This is a genomic window from Baekduia sp. Peel2402, assembly GCF_052567285.1.
Genome location: NZ_CP199582.1, coordinates 5,384,175 through 5,400,690 on the forward strand (window position 1 = coordinate 5,384,175; position 16,516 = coordinate 5,400,690).

The following is a 16,516-nucleotide window of genomic DNA, read 5'->3' on the forward strand; positions in this document are numbered from 1 at the left end:
TTGCGTTCAGCGCGCAGTGTATCCACGCAGATTGCGGGATGGAACACCCCGTGGTCCGGCCATCGGTCTAGTGTCCAGGCCGTGGTGTCGGCCGACGAGCGACGCGAGGCCCTGAAGGGCCTCTTCCACGAGGCGCGCAACTGCACGCGCTGCCCGCAACTGGCGCAGACGCGCCACACCGTCGTGTTCGGCGGCGGGAACGCCAACGCCGACCTGATGTTCGTTGGCGAAGCGCCCGGGCGCAACGAGGACGAGCGCGGTCTGCCGTTCGTCGGACAGGCCGGGAAGCTGCTCGACCAGCTGCTTGGCGAGATCGGGCTGACGCGCAACCAGGTCTTCGTCACCAACGTGCTGCGCTGCCGGCCGCCGGGCAACCGGGACCCGCATCCGGTCGAGATCGAGAACTGCCAGGAGTGGCTGTTCGGGACGATCGAGCAGGTGCAGCCGACGATCATCTGCACGCTCGGGAACTTCGCGACCAAGCTGCTGCGCGGCGACCCGACGGGGATCATGCGGATCCACGGACGGGCCGAGGAGCGCCTGGTCGGGCCGCGGCGCGTGCGCCTCTTCCCGGTCTTTCACCCGGCCGCCGCGTTGTACACGCCCGCCAACGTCGAGGTGTTGCGGCGCGACTTCCAGCAGATCCCGGGGCTGCTGGCGCTGGGCGCGCCGGAGCAGCCGCCGCCGCTGGTGGAGGCGCCGCTGGAAGTGGCGGAGGCCGAGGTGGTCGAGGCCGACGCGGTGGACGAGCCGCGCGAGCCCGGCCCGCCGACGCTCGCCGAGGAGCTGGAAGCGGTCGTCGCGCCCGCCGCGTCGCCGCCACCGGGCGGGGAAGAGCCCGAGCCCGAGCCCCAGGGCGACCAGCTGGGGTTGTTCTAGGACATGCCGCGCCAGGTCGCGCTGCTGCGCGGGGTCAACGTCGGGCCGACGACGAAGGTCGCGATGGCCGACCTGCGCGAGGCCTTCTCCGAGCTGGGCTTCACGGAGATCAAGACCTACGTGAACTCCGGGAACGTCGTCTTCAACGGCCGCAAGGCGAGCCTGACGAAGGTCGAGAAGGCGATCGCGGCGATCGCCGGCTGGGACGTCCCGGTCGTCCTGCGCACCCAGGACGAGCTCAACGACATCCTGAAGGCCAACCCGCTGAAGGACGTCGCCAGCAACGCCTCGCGCTACCTGGTGCTCTTCGGCGACGGCAAGCTCGACGCATCCAAGGCCTCCGACCTCGACCCGAAGGACCTCGCGCCCGAGGCCTTCGCGATCCGCGGCCGCGAGGCCTACCTCTGGCTCCCCAACGGCGTCCAGAACTCACCCCTCGCCAAGGCCATGAACGAGAAGCGCTTCGGCGTACGCCTGACCGGCCGCAATTGGCGGACGGTCGAGAAGCTCTCGGCGCTGTAGCGGCGACGAGTGGCACCTGACCCGCGCGCATATCGCGGGTTTCACGCGTTTGGCGGGCGCTCTAGGCGTCGAAGAGCGTCCGCGAGTCCGGTCCCTGGTGGGTCTCGGCCATCGCGGTGATCGCGTCGACGGTGCGGCGGAGCTCGTCGACGTAGGGCTGGGCGGCGGGGCCGAGGCGGTCGCGTTCGCGTTCGAAGGCGGCGGCGAGCTCGCGGTAGTAGACGCGGGTCGCGAGACCGAGGCCTTGGCCGAAGCGGGCCCAGAGGTCGTCGCCGTGCGTGCGGTAGTCGGTGAGGATCGAGCGGGCGTTGTGGATCTTGTCGGCCAGCGACACGCGCAGGGCGGCGGGCGACTTGTCGGCGAACGCGTCGACGTAGGCGCGCTTGCGCTGGTACCAGCCGGGCCGCTCGTCGGGGTCGAGCGTGTCGCTGTTGGCGGCGACGATCGCGGCGACCTCGACGCCGAACTCCCGCGTGATCTCCTCCAGCGCGTCGCGCCCGCCGCCGTCTTCGACTACGTCGTGAAGCAGCCCGCCGATCGCCTCGTCCTCGTCGCCGTGCATCTCCAGCACCAGCGACGCGACCGCCAGGATGTGGGCCGCGTACGGGATCGGCGTGCCCTTGCGCAGCTGCCGCGCGTGGTGGCGCGTCGCGTAGTGCAGCGCCGCGTCAAAGCGCGCGGTCAGCAGCGGCGTGTCGGTGAACTCCTCGGGCACGGGCGCGGATCAGCGTGCCACGCGGCGCGGCCGGGCGCTGAGGTCTGCCAGCAGCGCGTCCCACGCGGCGGAGTTGGGCGGCGTGCGCGCCGGGACGCCGGGCGGGAGCGGGACGGCGTCGAGGATCGCGACGTCGGCGGGGGCGGAGGGGACCGCGGCGAGCGCCTCGCGCGCCGCCTCAGGCGTGCCGCGCGTGAGGGCGAAGACGAGCACGCCACGCGAAGCGAGCAGCGCGGCGGCGACCGGGACGGTCGTCTCCGCCTCCGTTGCGCGGGCGTCGAGGATCGCTGCGCCGCCGGTCGCCGCGGCGGGGAGGTAGAGCGTGCCGGCGACGCCGTCCTTCCACCGCCGCGCACGCACGCCCTCGGCCAGGAGCGTGCGCTTGAGCGTGCGGGACGCCGTGGCGCCCTCGGGATCCTCCACGCGGACGTCGAGGTCGACCGGGCGCAGCGAGCGCAGGGCGGCGACGTCGCCCGCGGAGGCCTTCGCCGGCGTCCACGCCAGCGCGTCGACGCGCGTGCCGCTCGCCCGCCAGACGAAGCCGTCGTCGTCGCGTACCCGGGCGCGCCAGGTCAGCGCCGCGTTGGGCGGCGCGCCGCCGACTTCGAGCAGCAGGGGATCGTCGAGGAGGCCGGGTGCGGCCCCGCGGAGTTCCAGCATCGACCCCCAAGCATGGCGGTCAGGCCTGGCGAGCGGCGTCCACGTCGCGCGAGAAGCGCTCGCCGCCGCCTCCGCCGCCCAGTGCGGGGAGGACCTCTTCGCCGTAGCGCCGGATCGAGGTGATGGGGTCGAGGTCGCCGATGCCCTGCAGGCAGATCACGCTGACGGCGTCGTCGATCGCGATCATCTCCTTGATGCGGCGGATGTGCTCGTCGACGTCCGCGCTGACCAGAAAGCCCTCGTGCGCGAACTCCTCATCGCTCATCCGCTCCTCCGCGGACCGCGCCATCTTCTCGAGGTCGTGGTCGGACTCGAGGTAGTACTCGGGGAACTGCGTGGTCTTCCACTTCTTGGTGTGCTTGATCAGCGCGGCCTCGTCGTCACCGAGCGCGAAGCCCGCCTGCAAGATGATGTCCCCGACCTCGCGCCCGTTCTCCGCGCACGCCTTCTTGTAGGCCTCGATCACCTCAGGCGCGCTCTCGGGATCGCCGAGCGTCCACAGGCCGTCGCCGTACTTGCCGGCGATCGCCGCCGCGTCCGGCCCGAACGCGCTGACGATCATCCGCGGCCGCGTCGGCGCCATGGTCATCAACTTCGCGTTGTCCAACTTGAACCAGCCGCCGTCCATCGTGACGGTCTCGCCGTCCCACAGGCGCGTGATCGCCTCAAGGCCGCTCTCGAACCGCCGCAGCATCTCGCCGGGCTCCGGCCAGTCCAGCCCGAGCGGCACCTCGCTCAGCGCCTCCGCCGAGCCCACGCCCAGCACCACGCGGCCGGGGTACAGCTCCTCCAAGTTCATGAAGTACTGCGCGACGACCGCCGGGTGGTAGTGATGCAAGATCGGCGTGACGCTGGTGAACAGCGGCTTGTCGGTGACGACCTGGCCGGCGGCCGGCAGGAACACCCACGCGGCGCTGCCCTTGCCCTCCGGGAACCACGAGTGGAAGTGATCCGACGAGCCGATCGCGTCAAAGCCTGCGCGGTCGGCGGCCTTCGCGTGCTCGAGCATCTCCGACGGGGTGAACTCCTCCGTCGCTGCGGCGAACCAGAACTGGGTCATGCGTTTGCGCTACCCGCGACGGGCGGCGCGCAAAGCGCGTAGCTGCGCCCATTCGCGGCCGGCGTCGCGGCGCAGCGCGGCTCGGCCGGCGCCGCGCGTGGCGAACGTCAGCGCCTGGGCGGCGTCGTCCAGCGAGACGGCGCGCGCGCCGAGGTTGGCGCGCACCACCTCCCGCCGCCGCACGGCCAGCAGCTCATGCGGCTCGCCGCCGTACGCAGGCCCCGTCGAGTGGCCGCCGCGGTGCTCCATCGTCACGCCCGGATGCAGGATCGTCGGGACGCCGGCCGCTCGTGCGCGCAGGCAAAGGTCTAGGTCTTCGTAGAACAGGAACTGGGCGGGATCGAACGGGCCGAGGCGACGCAGGGTGTCGGTACGCGCAGCGACGGCGGCGGCGATCGCCCAGCCGACGGGACGGTCGTCGGGCGCGTCGGCGCGCCACGGGTCGGCGGCGTGGCGCAGCGGCCCAGGCAGCGCGCGGGGATGCACGATGGCCGGGAGGAGCGCCGAGACACGTCCCGGGACCGGATGTGCGCTGCGCTGAACCGACCCGTCCGGGTTGAGCAGCCGTGGCACGTGCAGCGCGTCCTCGCGGCGGGCGTGGCGGGTGAGCTTCTCGATCGCCGTGACGTCACCGACCACGATGTCCGGGTTCAGCAGGAGCGTGACGCTCGCGTCGATCCGCTCCAACCCGATGTTGTTGGCCGCGCCGAAGCCGACGTCGCCGGCCTCGACCACCTCGGCGCCCCAATCACGCGCGAGCTGCGGGCCGTCGTCCTGGGACCCCGCGTCGACCACGACCACCTGCGGCGCGACCGCGACCGCGGCCAGCGACCCGAGCAGCCGCCGCAGGTCGTCGGCGGAGTCGTGCAGGACGACGACGATCCCGGTGCCGCTCACGGTCCGGCCGCCCCTTCGAGCACCGCGCGCAGCTCGGTGGCCGCCTCGGCCCACGTGCGCGTCGGTGGGATCTCGGAGACCAAGCGCGCGCGCTCGGGAGCGTCGAGCGCCTGGAGCGCCTCGGCCAGCGCGCCGGAGTCCCCCGGCGGCACCCGCAGCGTCCCGGGCAGGCGCAGCGTGGGGAGGTCGGAGACGATCGAAGGCGTTCCGTGCGCGGCGGCCTCACGCGGCGTCAGGCCGAAGCCCTCCAGCAGCGACGGCAGGACGATCGCGCGCGCCCCCGCATAGAGCGAATGCAGCTCAGCATCGCTGACGTGCCCGAGCAGCGTCGCGCCTGGAACTGGTTCGCGGCCCTCGCCGGCGACGAGCAGCTCGACGCCATCACGCGCCAGCCCCGCCCGCGCCCAGGCCGCCGCGAGCACGTCGAGCCCCTTGCGCGGCTCCAGCGCGCCGACGTACAAGAAGTACTCGCCGCCGCGCGCCGTAGCCGCCTCCTCAGGCGGCGCGTCGATCCCCGGCTCGACCACCCACGCGTTGACGCCCCACCGCGCGCGCACCTGCTCGGCCACCGACGGCGCATCGCACACGACCGCCCGCGCGCCCCGCGCGATCGCCGCCGGCCGCGCCGCGCGGTGCCACAGGCGCTCGTAGCGCGTGAAGTCCTGCGGCCGGTCCTCCCACGAGAGGTCGTGGACGGTCAACACGTAGGGGTCGCCGGCCGCGACCGGCGCCGGGGCGGGCAGCCACACGACGTCGACGTCGTCGCCCAGCAGCGTGTCGACCCGCGGGAACCCGGCCACCGCGCCCGCGAGGTGCACGACCCGCGACGGCGCGCGCGTACGCACGATCTCCACGCCCTCCACCGACTCCACCGGCTCGCGGCCGGGAACGAGCGCGCGCACGCCGACGCCATCGAGCGCAGCCAGGGCCTCGACCATCCTGCGCGTGAACCGCGCGACGCCGCGCCGAGCGGCCAGCGCGCGGGCGTCGACCCCGACGAGCATCGGGCCGCACGCTATCGCGACGAAGAAATCGCCACATCCGTGATCCGAGAAGCGGGGTTGGCACGAAACCCCAAGCGTGAGGATCGCCGTCATCGGCGCCGGGATCTCCGGCCTGGTCGCCGCCTACCAGTCGCATCGCGCGGGGCATGACGTCCATGTCTTCGAGGCGGGCGCGTACGCAGGCGGGCACACGAACACGATCCGGGTCGATGAGCCGGAGGCGACGCTCGACGTCGACACCGGGTTCATCGTGTTCAACGACCGCAACTACCCCAACTTCGAGCGGCTGCTCGAGCAGCTCGGCGTGGCGTGGCAGCCGTCGGACATGTCCTTCGGCGTGGGCGACGAGCGCGGCGACTTCGAGTATGCGTCGACCTCCCCGAACGGGCTGTACGCCAAGCGCGCGCATCTCGCCTCACCGGCGTTTCACCGGATGGTGCTCGACGTGCGGCGCTTCCAGCGCGAAGCCAAGACCTTGCTGGAGTCCGACGCGGACCCGTCGCTGGCGGAGTGGCTGGACCAGGTCGGCTTCAGCGAGGCCTTCGTCGAGCGCCTGATCGTGCCGCAAGCCGCGGCCGTCTGGTCGGCGGATCCCGCGCAGATGTGGACCTTCCCGGCACGCTTCCTGATCCAGTTCTTCGACAACCACGGGATGTTCGAGCTGCGCGACCGGCCGCAATGGCGGGTGATCCAGGGCGGCTCCAAGCGCTACGTGGAGGCGCTCACGCAGCCGTTCGCCGATCGCATCCGACTGAGCACGCCGGTGCGCGCGGTGGTCCGCGACGAGGACGGCGGCGTCACCGTCGACGGCGAGCGCTTCGATCACGTCGTGCTCGCCACCCACGCCGACACGACCCTGAAGATCCTCGGCGACGACGCCACGCCGCAAGAGCGCGAGCTGCTCTCCGCGTTCCCCTACGCGCCCAACGAAGCGGTCCTGCACCACGACCGCCGCCTGCTGCCGCGCCGCCGCCGCGCGTGGGCGAGCTGGAACTATCACTTGCTCGACGAGCCCTCCGGCAAGCCGACCGTCACCTACCACATGAACCGCCTGCAGTCGCTGCCCAGCGCGCGGCGGCAGTGGTGCGTGACGCTCAACCGGACCGAGGCGATCGACCCGGAGACGATCGTGCGCCGCATCCAGTACGCGCACCCCGTCTTCACGCAGGAGGGAATGGCCGCGCAGGGCCGTGTCGCGGAGATCTCCGGCGGGCGCAGCCGCACGCACTTCGCCGGCGCCTACTGGGGCTGGGGCTTTCACGAGGACGGTGTCGTCTCGGGTTTGCGGGTGGCCCGCGAGCTGGGTATCGAGACGCCATGAGCGTGGTCTACGAGGGCACCGTGCGCCACCGGCGCTTCGCCGTCCGGCCGCGCGAGTTCGCCCACAAGATCTCGATGGTCTTCGAGCCGAGCGAGTCGGCGGCGGTGCGCGAGGCCGTCGGCCCCGAGGCGGATGGCGCGATCTACGTGCTCACGCAGCGGCGCGTGCTTGGCGTCGGCTTCAACCCGGTGTCCTTCTACTTCGCCTATGACTTGGTCGGCGCGCTGCGCGCCGTCGTCGCCGAGGTCACCTCCACGCCCTGGGGCGAGACCGCGCGGTACGTCATGTCCACCGACCCGGACGCGCCGATCCAGCGCGTCGACGTCGCCAAGCGCATGCACGTCTCGCCGTTTCAGCCGATGAACCAGCGCTACGCATGGACGACGACGCAGCCCGGCGAGCGCCTCTCCGTCCACATCGCCGCACGCGAAGGCGACCGCACGGTCTTCGACGCGACCCTCAACCTCCGCCGGCGCCCGGCGACCCGTCGCGCGCTGGCCCGCCACGCGCTGCTGCGCCTCCGGGTGCTGCCGCTGATCTACGGCCACGCCGTCGTCCTGGCGCTGAAGCGCGTCCCGATTCACCCCCACCCGCAGGAGTCCCACGCCCCGTGACCGCCGTCGCCCGCCGTACCGTCCTCGCCATCCTCGCGCGCAGCGTCCGCACCGGACGCCTCACGCTCGTCGAGCCCGACGGCACCCGCCACGCCTTCGGTCGCGGCGCGCCCGAGGCGACCGTCGCCATCCACGACCTGCGTGCGTACCGCATGACCTTGCTCGGCGGCAGCCGCGGGATGGCCGAGGCCTATCGCGACGGGCTCTGGGACTCACCGGACCTGACCGCGGTCGTCCGCGTCGCTGCGCGCAACGTCGCCGGCCTGGACGCGCTGCGCCGTCGCCTGACGCCGCTGCGCGAGCCGTTCCAGCGCGGCCGCGCCGCGTTCGTGCGCAACACGCCGCGCCGCGCGCGCCAGGACATCGAGGCGCACTACGACCTTGGCAACGATCTGTTCTCGCTCTTCCTCGACCCCACCATGATGTACTCGAGCGCGGTCTTCGACCGCCCGCACATGACGCTGGAGGAGGCGTCGGTCGCCAAGTTGGACATGATCTGCGACAAGCTCGCGATCGGGCCCGACGACCACGTGCTGGAGATCGGCACGGGCTGGGGCGGGTTCGCGCTGCACGCCGCGAGCACGCGCGGCTGCCGCGTGACGACGACCACGATCTCGCGCGAGCAGCACGACCACGCGGTCGCGCGCGTCGAAGCCGCCGGGCTCCAGGATCGTGTCACGGTGTTGATGGAGGACTACCGCGACCTCAAGGGTCAGTACAGCAAGTTGGTGTCGATCGAGATGATCGAGGCGGTGGGGTGGAAGGACTTCGACACGTACTTCCGCGTGTGCAGCGAGCGGCTGGCCGACGACGGCTCGATGTTGTTGCAGGCGATCGTCATGGACGATCGCGCCTACGCCGTCGAGCGCGCCAGCCGGTCCTTCATCCGGACGCTGATCTTCCCGAACGGGTGCCTGCCGTCGCGCGAGGTGATCGCGCGCTGCGTCGCGCGGTCGACCGACCTGCACGCGGTGCACCTGGAGGACCTGACCCCGCACTACGCCGAGACGCTGCGGCGCTGGGGCGTGAGCTTCGAGGCAGCCGAGAGCGAGTTGGAGGCCTTGGGCTACGACGAGCGCTTCCGCCGGCTGTGGCGGTTGTACCTGGCCTACTGCGAGGCGGGCTTCGCCGAGCGGCGGATCGGGCTGGTCCAGACCGTGCTGGCCAAGCCGCACTGGCGCCCGGAGACATCAGCGGTGCCGGCCGCGACCGAGGTGGCGGCATGAGCGAGCGCACCGTCGTCCGCGCGCGGACCACCGCGACCGTCGCCGTCTTCGGCCTGCGGATCGCCTACGGGGTGGCGCTCGTCGCCGCGCCGGAGCGCCTGGCGCGCCGCTGGCTCGGCCCCGCCGCCGCGACCCCGCCCACCCAGGTGCCCTTGCGCGCGCTCGGCGTCCGCGAGGTCATCCTGCACGTGGGGGCGCTGGAGGCCGCGCTGAACGACCGCCCTGTCCGGCCCTGGCTGGCGGCCTCTGCCGCGGGCGACCTCTCCGACATCGTCGCGACCCTCGTCGCCCGCCGCGGCCTGCCCGGCGGAGCGCCCGCGGCGACCGCGATCGTCGCCGGCGCCTCGGCGGCGCTCTCGGCCGGCCTGGCCGCCATCACACCCCGTTGACAAATACACTCGCCGACGCATGTCGCCGTCGGAACCCAGGGTCGCGCTCGTCCACGATTTCCTCTTGGACCTGCGCGGCGCCGAGCGCGTGTTCCTGGTCTTGGCGGACATGTTCCCCGAGGCGGACATCTTCACGGCGGTCTACGACGAGGCCGGGACGGAGGGGCGGTTTGCGCACCGCAACGTCCACACCACGTTCCTGCAGAAGCTGAAGCCCAACGCGACGTCGTTCCGGCGGCTGCTGCCGCTGTACCCGTACGCCATGGAGGCGCTCGACCTGTCCGGGTACGACCTCGTGCTCAGCAGCTCGAGCGCGTGGGCGCACGGCGTGCTGCCCTCGCCTGACGCTGTCCACGTCTGCTACTGCCACAACCCGTTCCGCTATGCCTGGAACGCGCGCGAGACGACGCTGCGCACGCAGCCGCCGATCGTCCGGCCCGCCCTACGGGTCGTGCTGCAGCGCTGGCGGCAATGGGACTGGATCGCCGCGCAGCGCGTCGACCGCTACATCGCCAACTCCGAGACGACGCGGCGCCGGGTCGCGCGGTACTTCACGCGTGAGGCGGAGGTCGTCTACCCGCCGGTCGAGGTCGGCCGCTTCGCGCCGGGCGTCGTCGGCGAGCACTACGCCGTGCTCTCGGAGCTGATGCCGCACAAGCGGATCGACCTGGCGGTGCGCGCGTTCAGCGAGCTCGGCCGGCCGCTGGTCGTCATCGGCGACGGGCCGGATGCCCGGCGCCTACAGCGGCTCGCAGGGCCGAACGTGCGCTTCACGGGGCGCGTGAGCGACGCGGAGGTCGCGCGGCTGCTGGCGACGTCGCGCGCGCTGGTCGTGACCGCGACCGAGGAGTTCGGGATCGCCGCCGTCGAGGCGCAGGCCGCGGGCCGGCCGGTCATCGCGCTCGACGAGGGCGGCGTGACGGAGTCGGTGCAGGAGGGCCGCACCGGCGTGTTCTACGACGAGGCGACGCCCGCGGCGCTGGCGAAGGCGGTGGCGGCGTTCGATCCGCTCTCGGTCGATCCGGCCGACTGCGTGGCCAACGCGCAGCGCTTCTCGGTCGACGCGTTCACGCAGGAGATCCGCGCGAACGTCGACCAGGCGCTGGCGGCGGGCCCGAGCCCGCGTGGCGACCGCCGCCGCCCGGCGCGCGGCCTGGCGCTCGCCGGGCGCCGCGCCGCGTGAGGGTCGCCCTCATCGTCCCCAACAAGGACGGGCGCCGCTGGCTGCCCGGGATGCTCGCGTCCGTGCGGGCGCAGACGCGCGCGGCGGATCGGGTGGTCGTCGTGGACGACGGCTCGCGCGACGACAGCGTCGCGTGGTTGCGCTCCGAGGGCGTCGAGGTGCTGGAGCGGGGCGCGAGCGGCGGCTTCGCAGCGGCGGTGAACGCGGGCTGGCGGTTCGTGGGCGCGGACTCCGACGCGATCGCGCTGGTCAACACCGACGTCGAGCTGGCGCCGGACTGGCTGGAGCGCACGACGGTCGCGCTGGCGGCGGACGACGGCGCCGCTGCCGTCGCCTGCAAGATGGTGGGGATGGACGACGCGGGCCTGATCGATGACGCGGGCGACGTCCTGCGCCGCGACGGCGTCTGCGAGCAGCGCGGCCGCGGGCACCGGGACGCCGGCCAGTTCGACGCGCCCGGCGAGATCTGGGGCGCCTGCGCGGGCGCGGCGCTCTATCGGCGGGCCGCGGTGGACGCGGTCGGCGGCTTCGACGAGTCCTACGGGATGTACTTGGAGGACGTCGACTTGTCCTTGCGGTTGCGCCTCGCCGGCTGGACGACGCGCTATGAGCCCGCGGTCGCGCGCCACGCCGGCGCGGGCAGCGGCAGCGCGGTCGGGTACTTCGTCGCGCGCAACACCATCATCTTGGCCGCTCGCTGGTTTCCGGCGAAGTGGTGGCCCTACGTCGCCTACCGCCAGGCCTCCTGGCTCGCCGACGCCGCCCGCCGCGGTCCGGGCGCGCTGAAGCAGCACCTCCGCGGCCTGCTCGCCGCGCTGCCGCTCCTGCCCGGCGCCTTGCGCGCCCGCCACGGCGTCGCCGGCACGCAGCACGCGGCCATGGAGCGCGCCGTCCCGCACCGTCCCTGGCGCGGCCCGCTGGCCGGTGGTCATCCGGAGGGGCGGGAGTGAGCGGCGAGACGCGCCCGCGGCGGCCCTCGTCCGACGGCTTCTTCCGCGTCCACGTCGAGGCGACGCCGATCCGGCTGTTCGTCCTGGCGTTCCTCGCCTTCGCGTTCGCGACGATCGACCTGAAGGCCGGGATCGGCCCGCACGACGAGGGGCTGATGGTGCAGTGGGGGCGGCGGATCGGCGCGGGGGAGTGGCCGTACCGCGACTTCTGGTGCAACTACATGCCGGGCGCGCCGTTGTTGCAGGCGTTGCTCGGCGACTCGCTGGTCACGTGGCGGTGGGTGCGGGCGGCGATCGCGGGGATCGCGGCGTTGCTCGCCTACCTGCTCGTACGGCGTGAGACGACCAACGACCGCTGGGCGCTGGCCGCGTGGGCGGGCGTCGCGGCGGCGATGGCGTGGCCGCTGACGCCGGGGCCGAACGCGCCGGCCGTGGCGCTGGCGCTCGGCGCGCTGCTTGCGGGCCGCAAGCGCAGCGGGGTCGCGGGCGGGCTCGCCGCCCTCGCGTTCCTCTTCCGGCCCGAGGTCGGCGTCGCGGCAGCGATCGGGGCCTACATCTTGGGTGGGCGCGCGCACGGCGGGAGGCGCGTCTGGCTCGTTTTCGGCGGCGTCGCGTTGGCGGGGATGCTGCCGTTCCTGGTCGTCGCGCCCGGCGACTTCCTCTCCCAGACCTTCGGCTTTGCCACCAAGCAGCACCTGCAGCGGCTGCCGTTCCCGCTCGCGCCGCACACCATGGACCCCAACAAGATCCTGGAGCGCGACTTCCCGGCGATCTTGGTGCTCTTCACCGCGCTCTGGGCCGGCGTCTCGCTGCCGCGCCGCCCGACCGGCTGGGCGCTTGTGCCGCTGCTGCTGGTCGGTCTCGCCTACCTGCTCGCGCGCGCCGACGAGTTCCACCTCGTCCCGCTCGCCGCGGTCCTGGCGATCGCGCTGGCGGCCGGCGCGTCGCGGGAGCCGCGCACGGTCTGGAAGATCGTCCTCGGCGCCGGCCTGGCGCTGATCGTCCTGCACGGCGTCGACCGCCAGTTCGCGAAGGTCACCGACGGCACGCGCATGGGCGGGATCGACCTGCCCGCGCTCGGCGGCGTCCGGACCACGTCCGACGACGCGCACGCGCTGGAGGAGCTCGCCGCCGCCGTCGCCAAGCGCACGCGCCCCGGCGACTACATGCTCTCCGCGCCGCCGCGCTACGACCGCGTCCGCGTCGGCGACACGCTCCTCTACGTCGCGCTGAACCGTCGCAACCCGACGCGCTACGACGTCGTCCAGCCCGGCGTCGTCACGACCGCGAAGGTCCAGCGCGAGATGGCCGCCGACCTGGAGCGCACCCGCACGCCGCTCGTCGTCCGCTGGCTCGCGCCGGCCGCGACCATGACCGAGGACAACGGCTCCGGCCGCTCCAGCGGCGTCACGCTGCTCGACGACTACATCAACCAGCACTACGCGCCCGCCGGGCGCTTCGGCGACTACCTGCTGCTGGCCCGCCGCTAGGCGGTGAGGACGAGCGGTGCGCCGTCCTGGATGACGATCGTGTGCTCGGCGTGCGCCGACAGCGATCCGTCCGCGGTCTTGACGACCCACTTGCCGTCTTCGATCACGTCGCCGTGGCCGGCGGCGATGATCGGCTCGATCGTGATGACCAGGCCCTCGGTCAGCACCGGCGACGGGCCGGGTTGAGCGACCGAGAAGACCGTCGGCTCCTCGTGGATCCGGCGCCCGATGCCGTGGCCGGTCAGCGAGTGGCAGACCGAGAAGCCGCGCTTCTCGATCTCGCCCTGGACGGCGATCCCGATGTCGTTGACCGTCGCGCCCGCGCGCGCCACCGACAACCCCTGCTTCAACCCCGACTCCGCCGCCCCGACGAGCTTGGTGGCGCTGGGCTTCACCTTGCCGACCGCGACCGTCCGGCACGCGTCCGCGTAGAACCCGTCCAACTCGGCCGTCACGTCGAGCTTGACCAGCTCACCCTCGCGCAGCCGCCGCGGGCCCGGGATCCCGTGCACCGCCTCGTCGCCGACCGAGATGCAGGTCACGCCCGGGAAGTTGTAGTCCAACTGCGGACCCGACCGCGCGCCGTGCGCGGCGAAGATCCGGCCCGCCACCGCATCCAGCTCACCGGTCGTCACGCCCGGCCGGACGAGCTTGCGCAACTCCCGCAGCGTCTGGGCGACGACGCGTCCGGCGGCCTTCAGCGCGGCCAGTTCCTCAGGGGTGTCGACGGACATGGCCTACACGTTAGAGCGTCAGCGAACGTGGTTGGATGGTGGGGTGAGCACCGACGTATCCACCCCGTCCGCCGCCGACGAGTCCGAGCTCTGGGACCTCGAGACGCTGGCCGGGGCCCGCAAGCTCGGCGACTGGATGTTCGAGCAGTTCGCGCCGCTGGTGCGCGGGCGGGCCGTCGAGGTCGGGGCCGGGATCGGGACGTTCAGCGAGCGGATGCTCGCCCACGGCGTCGACGACGCGCTGCTGATCGAGCCGGAGGCGCCGTGCGCCGCGCGGCTGGAGGAGCGTTTCGGCGCGCGGCCGAACGTCGCGGTCTCGCGCGACCTGATCCCGGGCTCGCCGGCGCTAGACGCGTGGGCCGGCAGCGTCGACTTCCTGCTCTGCCAGAACGTGCTGGAGCACATCGCCGACGAGCGCGACGCGGTCGGCGCGATGGCCGAGGCGCTTGCGCCGGGCGGCGCGCTGGGGCTGCTGGTGCCCGCCCACCCGTGGCTGTTCGGCAACCTCGACCGGCGCTTCGGCCACGAGCGGCGCTACACGCGGGATCACCTGCGCGGCGTGATCGAGGGCAGCGGGCTGCGGGTCGAGCGCCTGTACTCCTTCAACATGCTCGGCGTCGCCGGGTGGATCGTCAACCGGCAACGCCGCAACCCGTCGATCGACGCCCGCGCGCTGCGCGCCTACGAGCTGCTGCTGCCGCCGTTTCGCGCGCTGGAGCGCCGCCGCACGCCGCCGTTCGGCCTGAGCCTGGTCGTCCACGCGCGCAAGCCCGCATGAGCGCGGCGGTGCGGATCTTGCCCGTCGTTGTCGGCCTCGCGCTGGTCTTCGTCGGCGTCCGCCGCGAGCAGGGCCACGACGCCTGCGCCTCCGCGCGGTCCGACACCTTCAACATCGCGCTCAAGCGCGCCCCGGCGACCGACGCGCCCGCGGTCGCCCGCCGCGTCGCCGCACACTGCCGCGACACCGCGGTCCTCTCCGAGAGCGCGGTCGCGCTGCTAAGGGTGAACCAGACGGCGCCGGCGATCGCGCTGGCCACGACCGTCACGCACCGCGAGCCGGACGTCCGCAACGGCTGGGTCGCGCTCTCGCTGGCCCAGCGCAAGGCCGGCGACGCGCGCGCCGCCGACGCCGCGCTACAGCGCGCGCGCCAGCTCGACCCGGTCGGCCTGCGCCGCTGAGGGCTCGGGCTCGTCGGTGGCCGTGGGCTCCGGCGCGGGCCGCCGCGGCCGCGGGTCCTTGAACTTCAGGATCGGCCGCTCGAGCAGGTAGTAGCTCAACGTCGCCGCCGTCGTCGCCACGCCGAAGACGACCAAGGTGTAGATGATGAAGCTGCCGTGCGCGGTCCAGTCCTGCACGCCGATGAACTTCTCGGTCAGTGGGTGGTGCCAGAGGAAGATCCCGTAGGAGATCAGCCCGAGCCAGGCGACCGGCCGCCACGCGAGCAGGCGGTGGGGCAGCGAGCGCGGCGCGGCGATCGCCACCGTCGCGGGCACCGCGACCGCCACGGCGATCAACCCGTACAACAGGTGCTCCCAGAACCAGTCGCGGGCCGTGTAGACCTGCGGGGCGGTGGTCGGCAGGCCGATGTGGGTGACGATCGCGAGCAGCCCGGCGGCGGCGATCCACGCGATCCACGGGCGCCGGTCGAGCGCCCGCAGCGCGGCCGGCCTCTCCGCACCCGAAGCGTGGTGGAAGCGCGCGCTGATGACCGCCAGCGACATCCCGAAGGCGAACCACAGGAACGTGCCGCCGATCGTCCACGAGACCGTGTTCGGGTAGGTCGAGGAGCGGTGGTAGGCCCACATCCGCGTGGCGAACGACGCGGCGCCGAGCAGCGCCAGCCCGATCAACTCGGCGCGCACCTGGACCTTCAGCGAGCGCCCCTCCAGGATGCGTGAGGCGCCGATCGCCAGGAACGGCAACACGATGTAGAACTGCATCTCGCAGGCCAGCGACCACACCGTGTTGATCCCGCCGCCGATCCACGCGACCTTCAGGTTCTGCAGGAAGCCGTAGTAGACGTAGAAGTTGCCCCAGACGTCGCCGCGCAGCCCGGGCCAGATCGCCAGGACGGTCAGCGCCAGCCAGTAGGCGGGGATGATCCGCAGCGCCCGCCGCCGGCCGTAGCGCAGGACGCCCGGCGCCTGCCGGCCCTCCAAGCGCGCCGCGACGAACGGGCGGTAGAGCAGGAAGCCCGAGATGATGAAGAACAGCGCGACGCCCATGTCGAAGCGCGAGATCACGAGGCCGAGCTGACCGTGCCCGTTGAACCCTGAGATGAACGACGTGTGGCCGATGAGCACCATCAACGCGGCCACGGCGCGGAGGCCGTCGACGAGCGGGAAGCGCGGGTTGCCGGGCGGTGGGCGGAGGGCGTCGGGGGCCTGGGCGGGATCGGCGGTCCCGGGGGTCTCGTGGCCGTGCATCGGCCGCCGAGTCTACGCTTGGCCGATGCGGTTGACCTTCCGGCGCGCGCTGCCGGCCATCGCGCTGCTCGCGCTCGTCGTCCGGGTCGTCTACGTGCTGACCAACCCGGACTTCCCGGTCGTCGGCGACGCGCTCGCGTTCCACTTGGAGGGGCAGCACCTGGCCGACGGCGAGGGCTTTCGCCGCGCGCTGGAGGACCAGCCGACGGCCGAGTACCCGCCGCTGCACATCATGTTGATCGCGCTCGCCGACCTGCTCGGGCTGCACTCGATCGAGGCGCAGAAGCTGTTCTTCTCGGTGCTCGGGAGCGGGACGGTCGTGTTGGTGGCGCTGCTGGGCCGCGACGCGACGCGCTCGGCGCGGACCGGCGTGATCGCCGGGGTGATCGCGGCGCTCTACCCGATGCTGTGGATGCCCGACGGCGCGCTGATGGCTGAGACGACC

General features: G+C 73.0%; 18 protein-coding genes. 11 read left to right on the forward strand and 7 right to left on the reverse strand.

The window, feature by feature from the left end:
* The first annotated feature begins 81 nt into the window (after nucleotides 1–81).
* Nucleotides 82–879 carry a uracil-DNA glycosylase gene (locus ACT01A_RS26190; protein WP_445150056.1) on the forward strand — a complete coding sequence of 266 codons (798 nt, stop codon included), beginning with the start codon at nucleotides 82–84 and terminating at the stop codon, nucleotides 877–879.
* A 3-nt stretch (nucleotides 880–882) separates the two neighbouring features.
* Nucleotides 883–1,401: a DUF1697 domain-containing protein gene (locus ACT01A_RS26195; RefSeq protein ID WP_445150057.1), complete on the forward strand. Its 519-nt coding sequence runs from the start codon at nucleotides 883–885 to the stop codon at nucleotides 1,399–1,401.
* 61 nt (nucleotides 1,402–1,462) lie between these two features.
* Here ACT01A_RS26195 and ACT01A_RS26200 read toward each other — a convergent pair whose 3' ends face one another.
* Genes ACT01A_RS26200 through ACT01A_RS26220 form a run of 5 tightly spaced genes read right to left on the reverse strand, consistent with a single transcriptional unit; the run spans nucleotide 1,463 to nucleotide 5,737 of the window.
* A complete protein-coding gene (locus ACT01A_RS26200; protein WP_445150058.1) occupies nucleotides 1,463–2,116 on the reverse strand; it encodes an HD domain-containing protein in 654 nt (217 codons plus the stop codon).
* Nucleotides 2,117–2,125: 9 nt separating this feature from the next.
* Nucleotides 2,126–2,776, reverse strand: coding sequence for a hypothetical protein (locus tag ACT01A_RS26205; RefSeq protein WP_445150059.1), 651 nt, complete (start codon nucleotides 2,774–2,776; stop codon nucleotides 2,126–2,128).
* A 19-nt stretch (nucleotides 2,777–2,795) separates the two neighbouring features.
* A complete protein-coding gene (locus ACT01A_RS26210) occupies nucleotides 2,796–3,836 on the reverse strand; it encodes an LLM class flavin-dependent oxidoreductase (protein WP_445150060.1) in 1,041 nt (346 codons plus the stop codon).
* 9 nt (nucleotides 3,837–3,845) lie between these two features.
* Nucleotides 3,846–4,733, reverse strand: a complete 888-nt coding sequence (locus ACT01A_RS26215; RefSeq protein WP_445150061.1) for a glycosyltransferase — start codon at nucleotides 4,731–4,733, stop codon at nucleotides 3,846–3,848.
* Nucleotides 4,730–5,737, reverse strand: a complete 1,008-nt coding sequence (locus tag ACT01A_RS26220) for a glycosyltransferase (protein WP_445150062.1) — start codon at nucleotides 5,735–5,737, stop codon at nucleotides 4,730–4,732. Before ACT01A_RS26220 ends, ACT01A_RS26215 begins: the two co-directional genes overlap by 4 nt.
* Nucleotides 5,738–5,813: 76 nt before the next feature.
* On the opposite strand from ACT01A_RS26220, the gene ACT01A_RS26225 reads away from it, so the two are divergent.
* From ACT01A_RS26225 to ACT01A_RS26255, 7 genes are read left to right on the forward strand one after another with little or no spacing between them, the layout of a single operon-like run.
* Nucleotides 5,814–7,058 carry an NAD(P)/FAD-dependent oxidoreductase gene (locus ACT01A_RS26225; protein ID WP_445150063.1) on the forward strand — a complete coding sequence of 415 codons (1,245 nt, stop codon included), beginning with the start codon at nucleotides 5,814–5,816 and terminating at the stop codon, nucleotides 7,056–7,058.
* Nucleotides 7,055–7,672 carry a DUF1365 domain-containing protein gene (locus ACT01A_RS26230; protein WP_445150064.1) on the forward strand — a complete coding sequence of 206 codons (618 nt, stop codon included), beginning with the start codon at nucleotides 7,055–7,057 and terminating at the stop codon, nucleotides 7,670–7,672. The genes ACT01A_RS26225 and ACT01A_RS26230 overlap by 4 nt, the downstream gene beginning before the upstream one ends.
* Nucleotides 7,669–8,898 carry a class I SAM-dependent methyltransferase gene (locus tag ACT01A_RS26235; RefSeq protein WP_445150065.1) on the forward strand — a complete coding sequence of 410 codons (1,230 nt, stop codon included), beginning with the start codon at nucleotides 7,669–7,671 and terminating at the stop codon, nucleotides 8,896–8,898. The genes ACT01A_RS26230 and ACT01A_RS26235 overlap by 4 nt, the downstream gene beginning before the upstream one ends.
* Entirely contained in the window at nucleotides 8,895–9,287 is a 393-nt protein-coding gene (locus ACT01A_RS26240; protein WP_445150066.1) for a hypothetical protein, read from the forward strand. The genes ACT01A_RS26235 and ACT01A_RS26240 overlap by 4 nt, the downstream gene beginning before the upstream one ends.
* 19 nt (nucleotides 9,288–9,306) lie before the next feature.
* Nucleotides 9,307–10,470, forward strand: a complete 1,164-nt coding sequence (locus ACT01A_RS26245) for a glycosyltransferase (protein ID WP_445150067.1) — start codon at nucleotides 9,307–9,309, stop codon at nucleotides 10,468–10,470.
* Nucleotides 10,467–11,420: a glycosyltransferase family 2 protein gene (locus tag ACT01A_RS26250; protein WP_445150068.1), complete on the forward strand. Its 954-nt coding sequence runs from the start codon at nucleotides 10,467–10,469 to the stop codon at nucleotides 11,418–11,420. The genes ACT01A_RS26245 and ACT01A_RS26250 overlap by 4 nt, the downstream gene beginning before the upstream one ends.
* The gene (locus tag ACT01A_RS26255; protein ID WP_445150069.1) at nucleotides 11,417–12,910 is read left to right on the forward strand and encodes a hypothetical protein; all 1,494 of its coding nucleotides are present in this window, start codon (nucleotides 11,417–11,419) and stop codon (nucleotides 12,908–12,910) included. Before ACT01A_RS26250 ends, ACT01A_RS26255 begins: the two co-directional genes overlap by 4 nt.
* On the opposite strand, the gene map is transcribed toward ACT01A_RS26255, so the two are convergent.
* Nucleotides 12,907–13,644, reverse strand: coding sequence for a type I methionyl aminopeptidase (gene map / locus ACT01A_RS26260; RefSeq protein ID WP_445150070.1), 738 nt, complete (start codon nucleotides 13,642–13,644; stop codon nucleotides 12,907–12,909). The two genes, ACT01A_RS26255 and map, sit on opposite strands and share 4 nt — an antisense overlap.
* 43 nt (nucleotides 13,645–13,687) lie before the next feature.
* Here map and ACT01A_RS26265 point away from each other — a divergent pair, with 43 nt between their 5' ends.
* Nucleotides 13,688–14,422: a methyltransferase domain-containing protein gene (locus ACT01A_RS26265; RefSeq protein ID WP_445150071.1), complete on the forward strand. Its 735-nt coding sequence runs from the start codon at nucleotides 13,688–13,690 to the stop codon at nucleotides 14,420–14,422.
* Nucleotides 14,423–14,430: 8 nt separating this feature from the next.
* Entirely contained in the window at nucleotides 14,431–14,823 is a 393-nt protein-coding gene (locus ACT01A_RS26270; protein ID WP_445150072.1) for a hypothetical protein, read from the forward strand.
* Here ACT01A_RS26270 and ACT01A_RS26275 read toward each other — a convergent pair.
* Nucleotides 14,779–16,071, reverse strand: coding sequence for an acyltransferase family protein (locus ACT01A_RS26275; RefSeq protein WP_445150073.1), 1,293 nt, complete (start codon nucleotides 16,069–16,071; stop codon nucleotides 14,779–14,781). The genes ACT01A_RS26270 and ACT01A_RS26275 overlap by 45 nt on opposite strands.
* Nucleotides 16,072–16,516 lie beyond the last annotated feature (445 nt).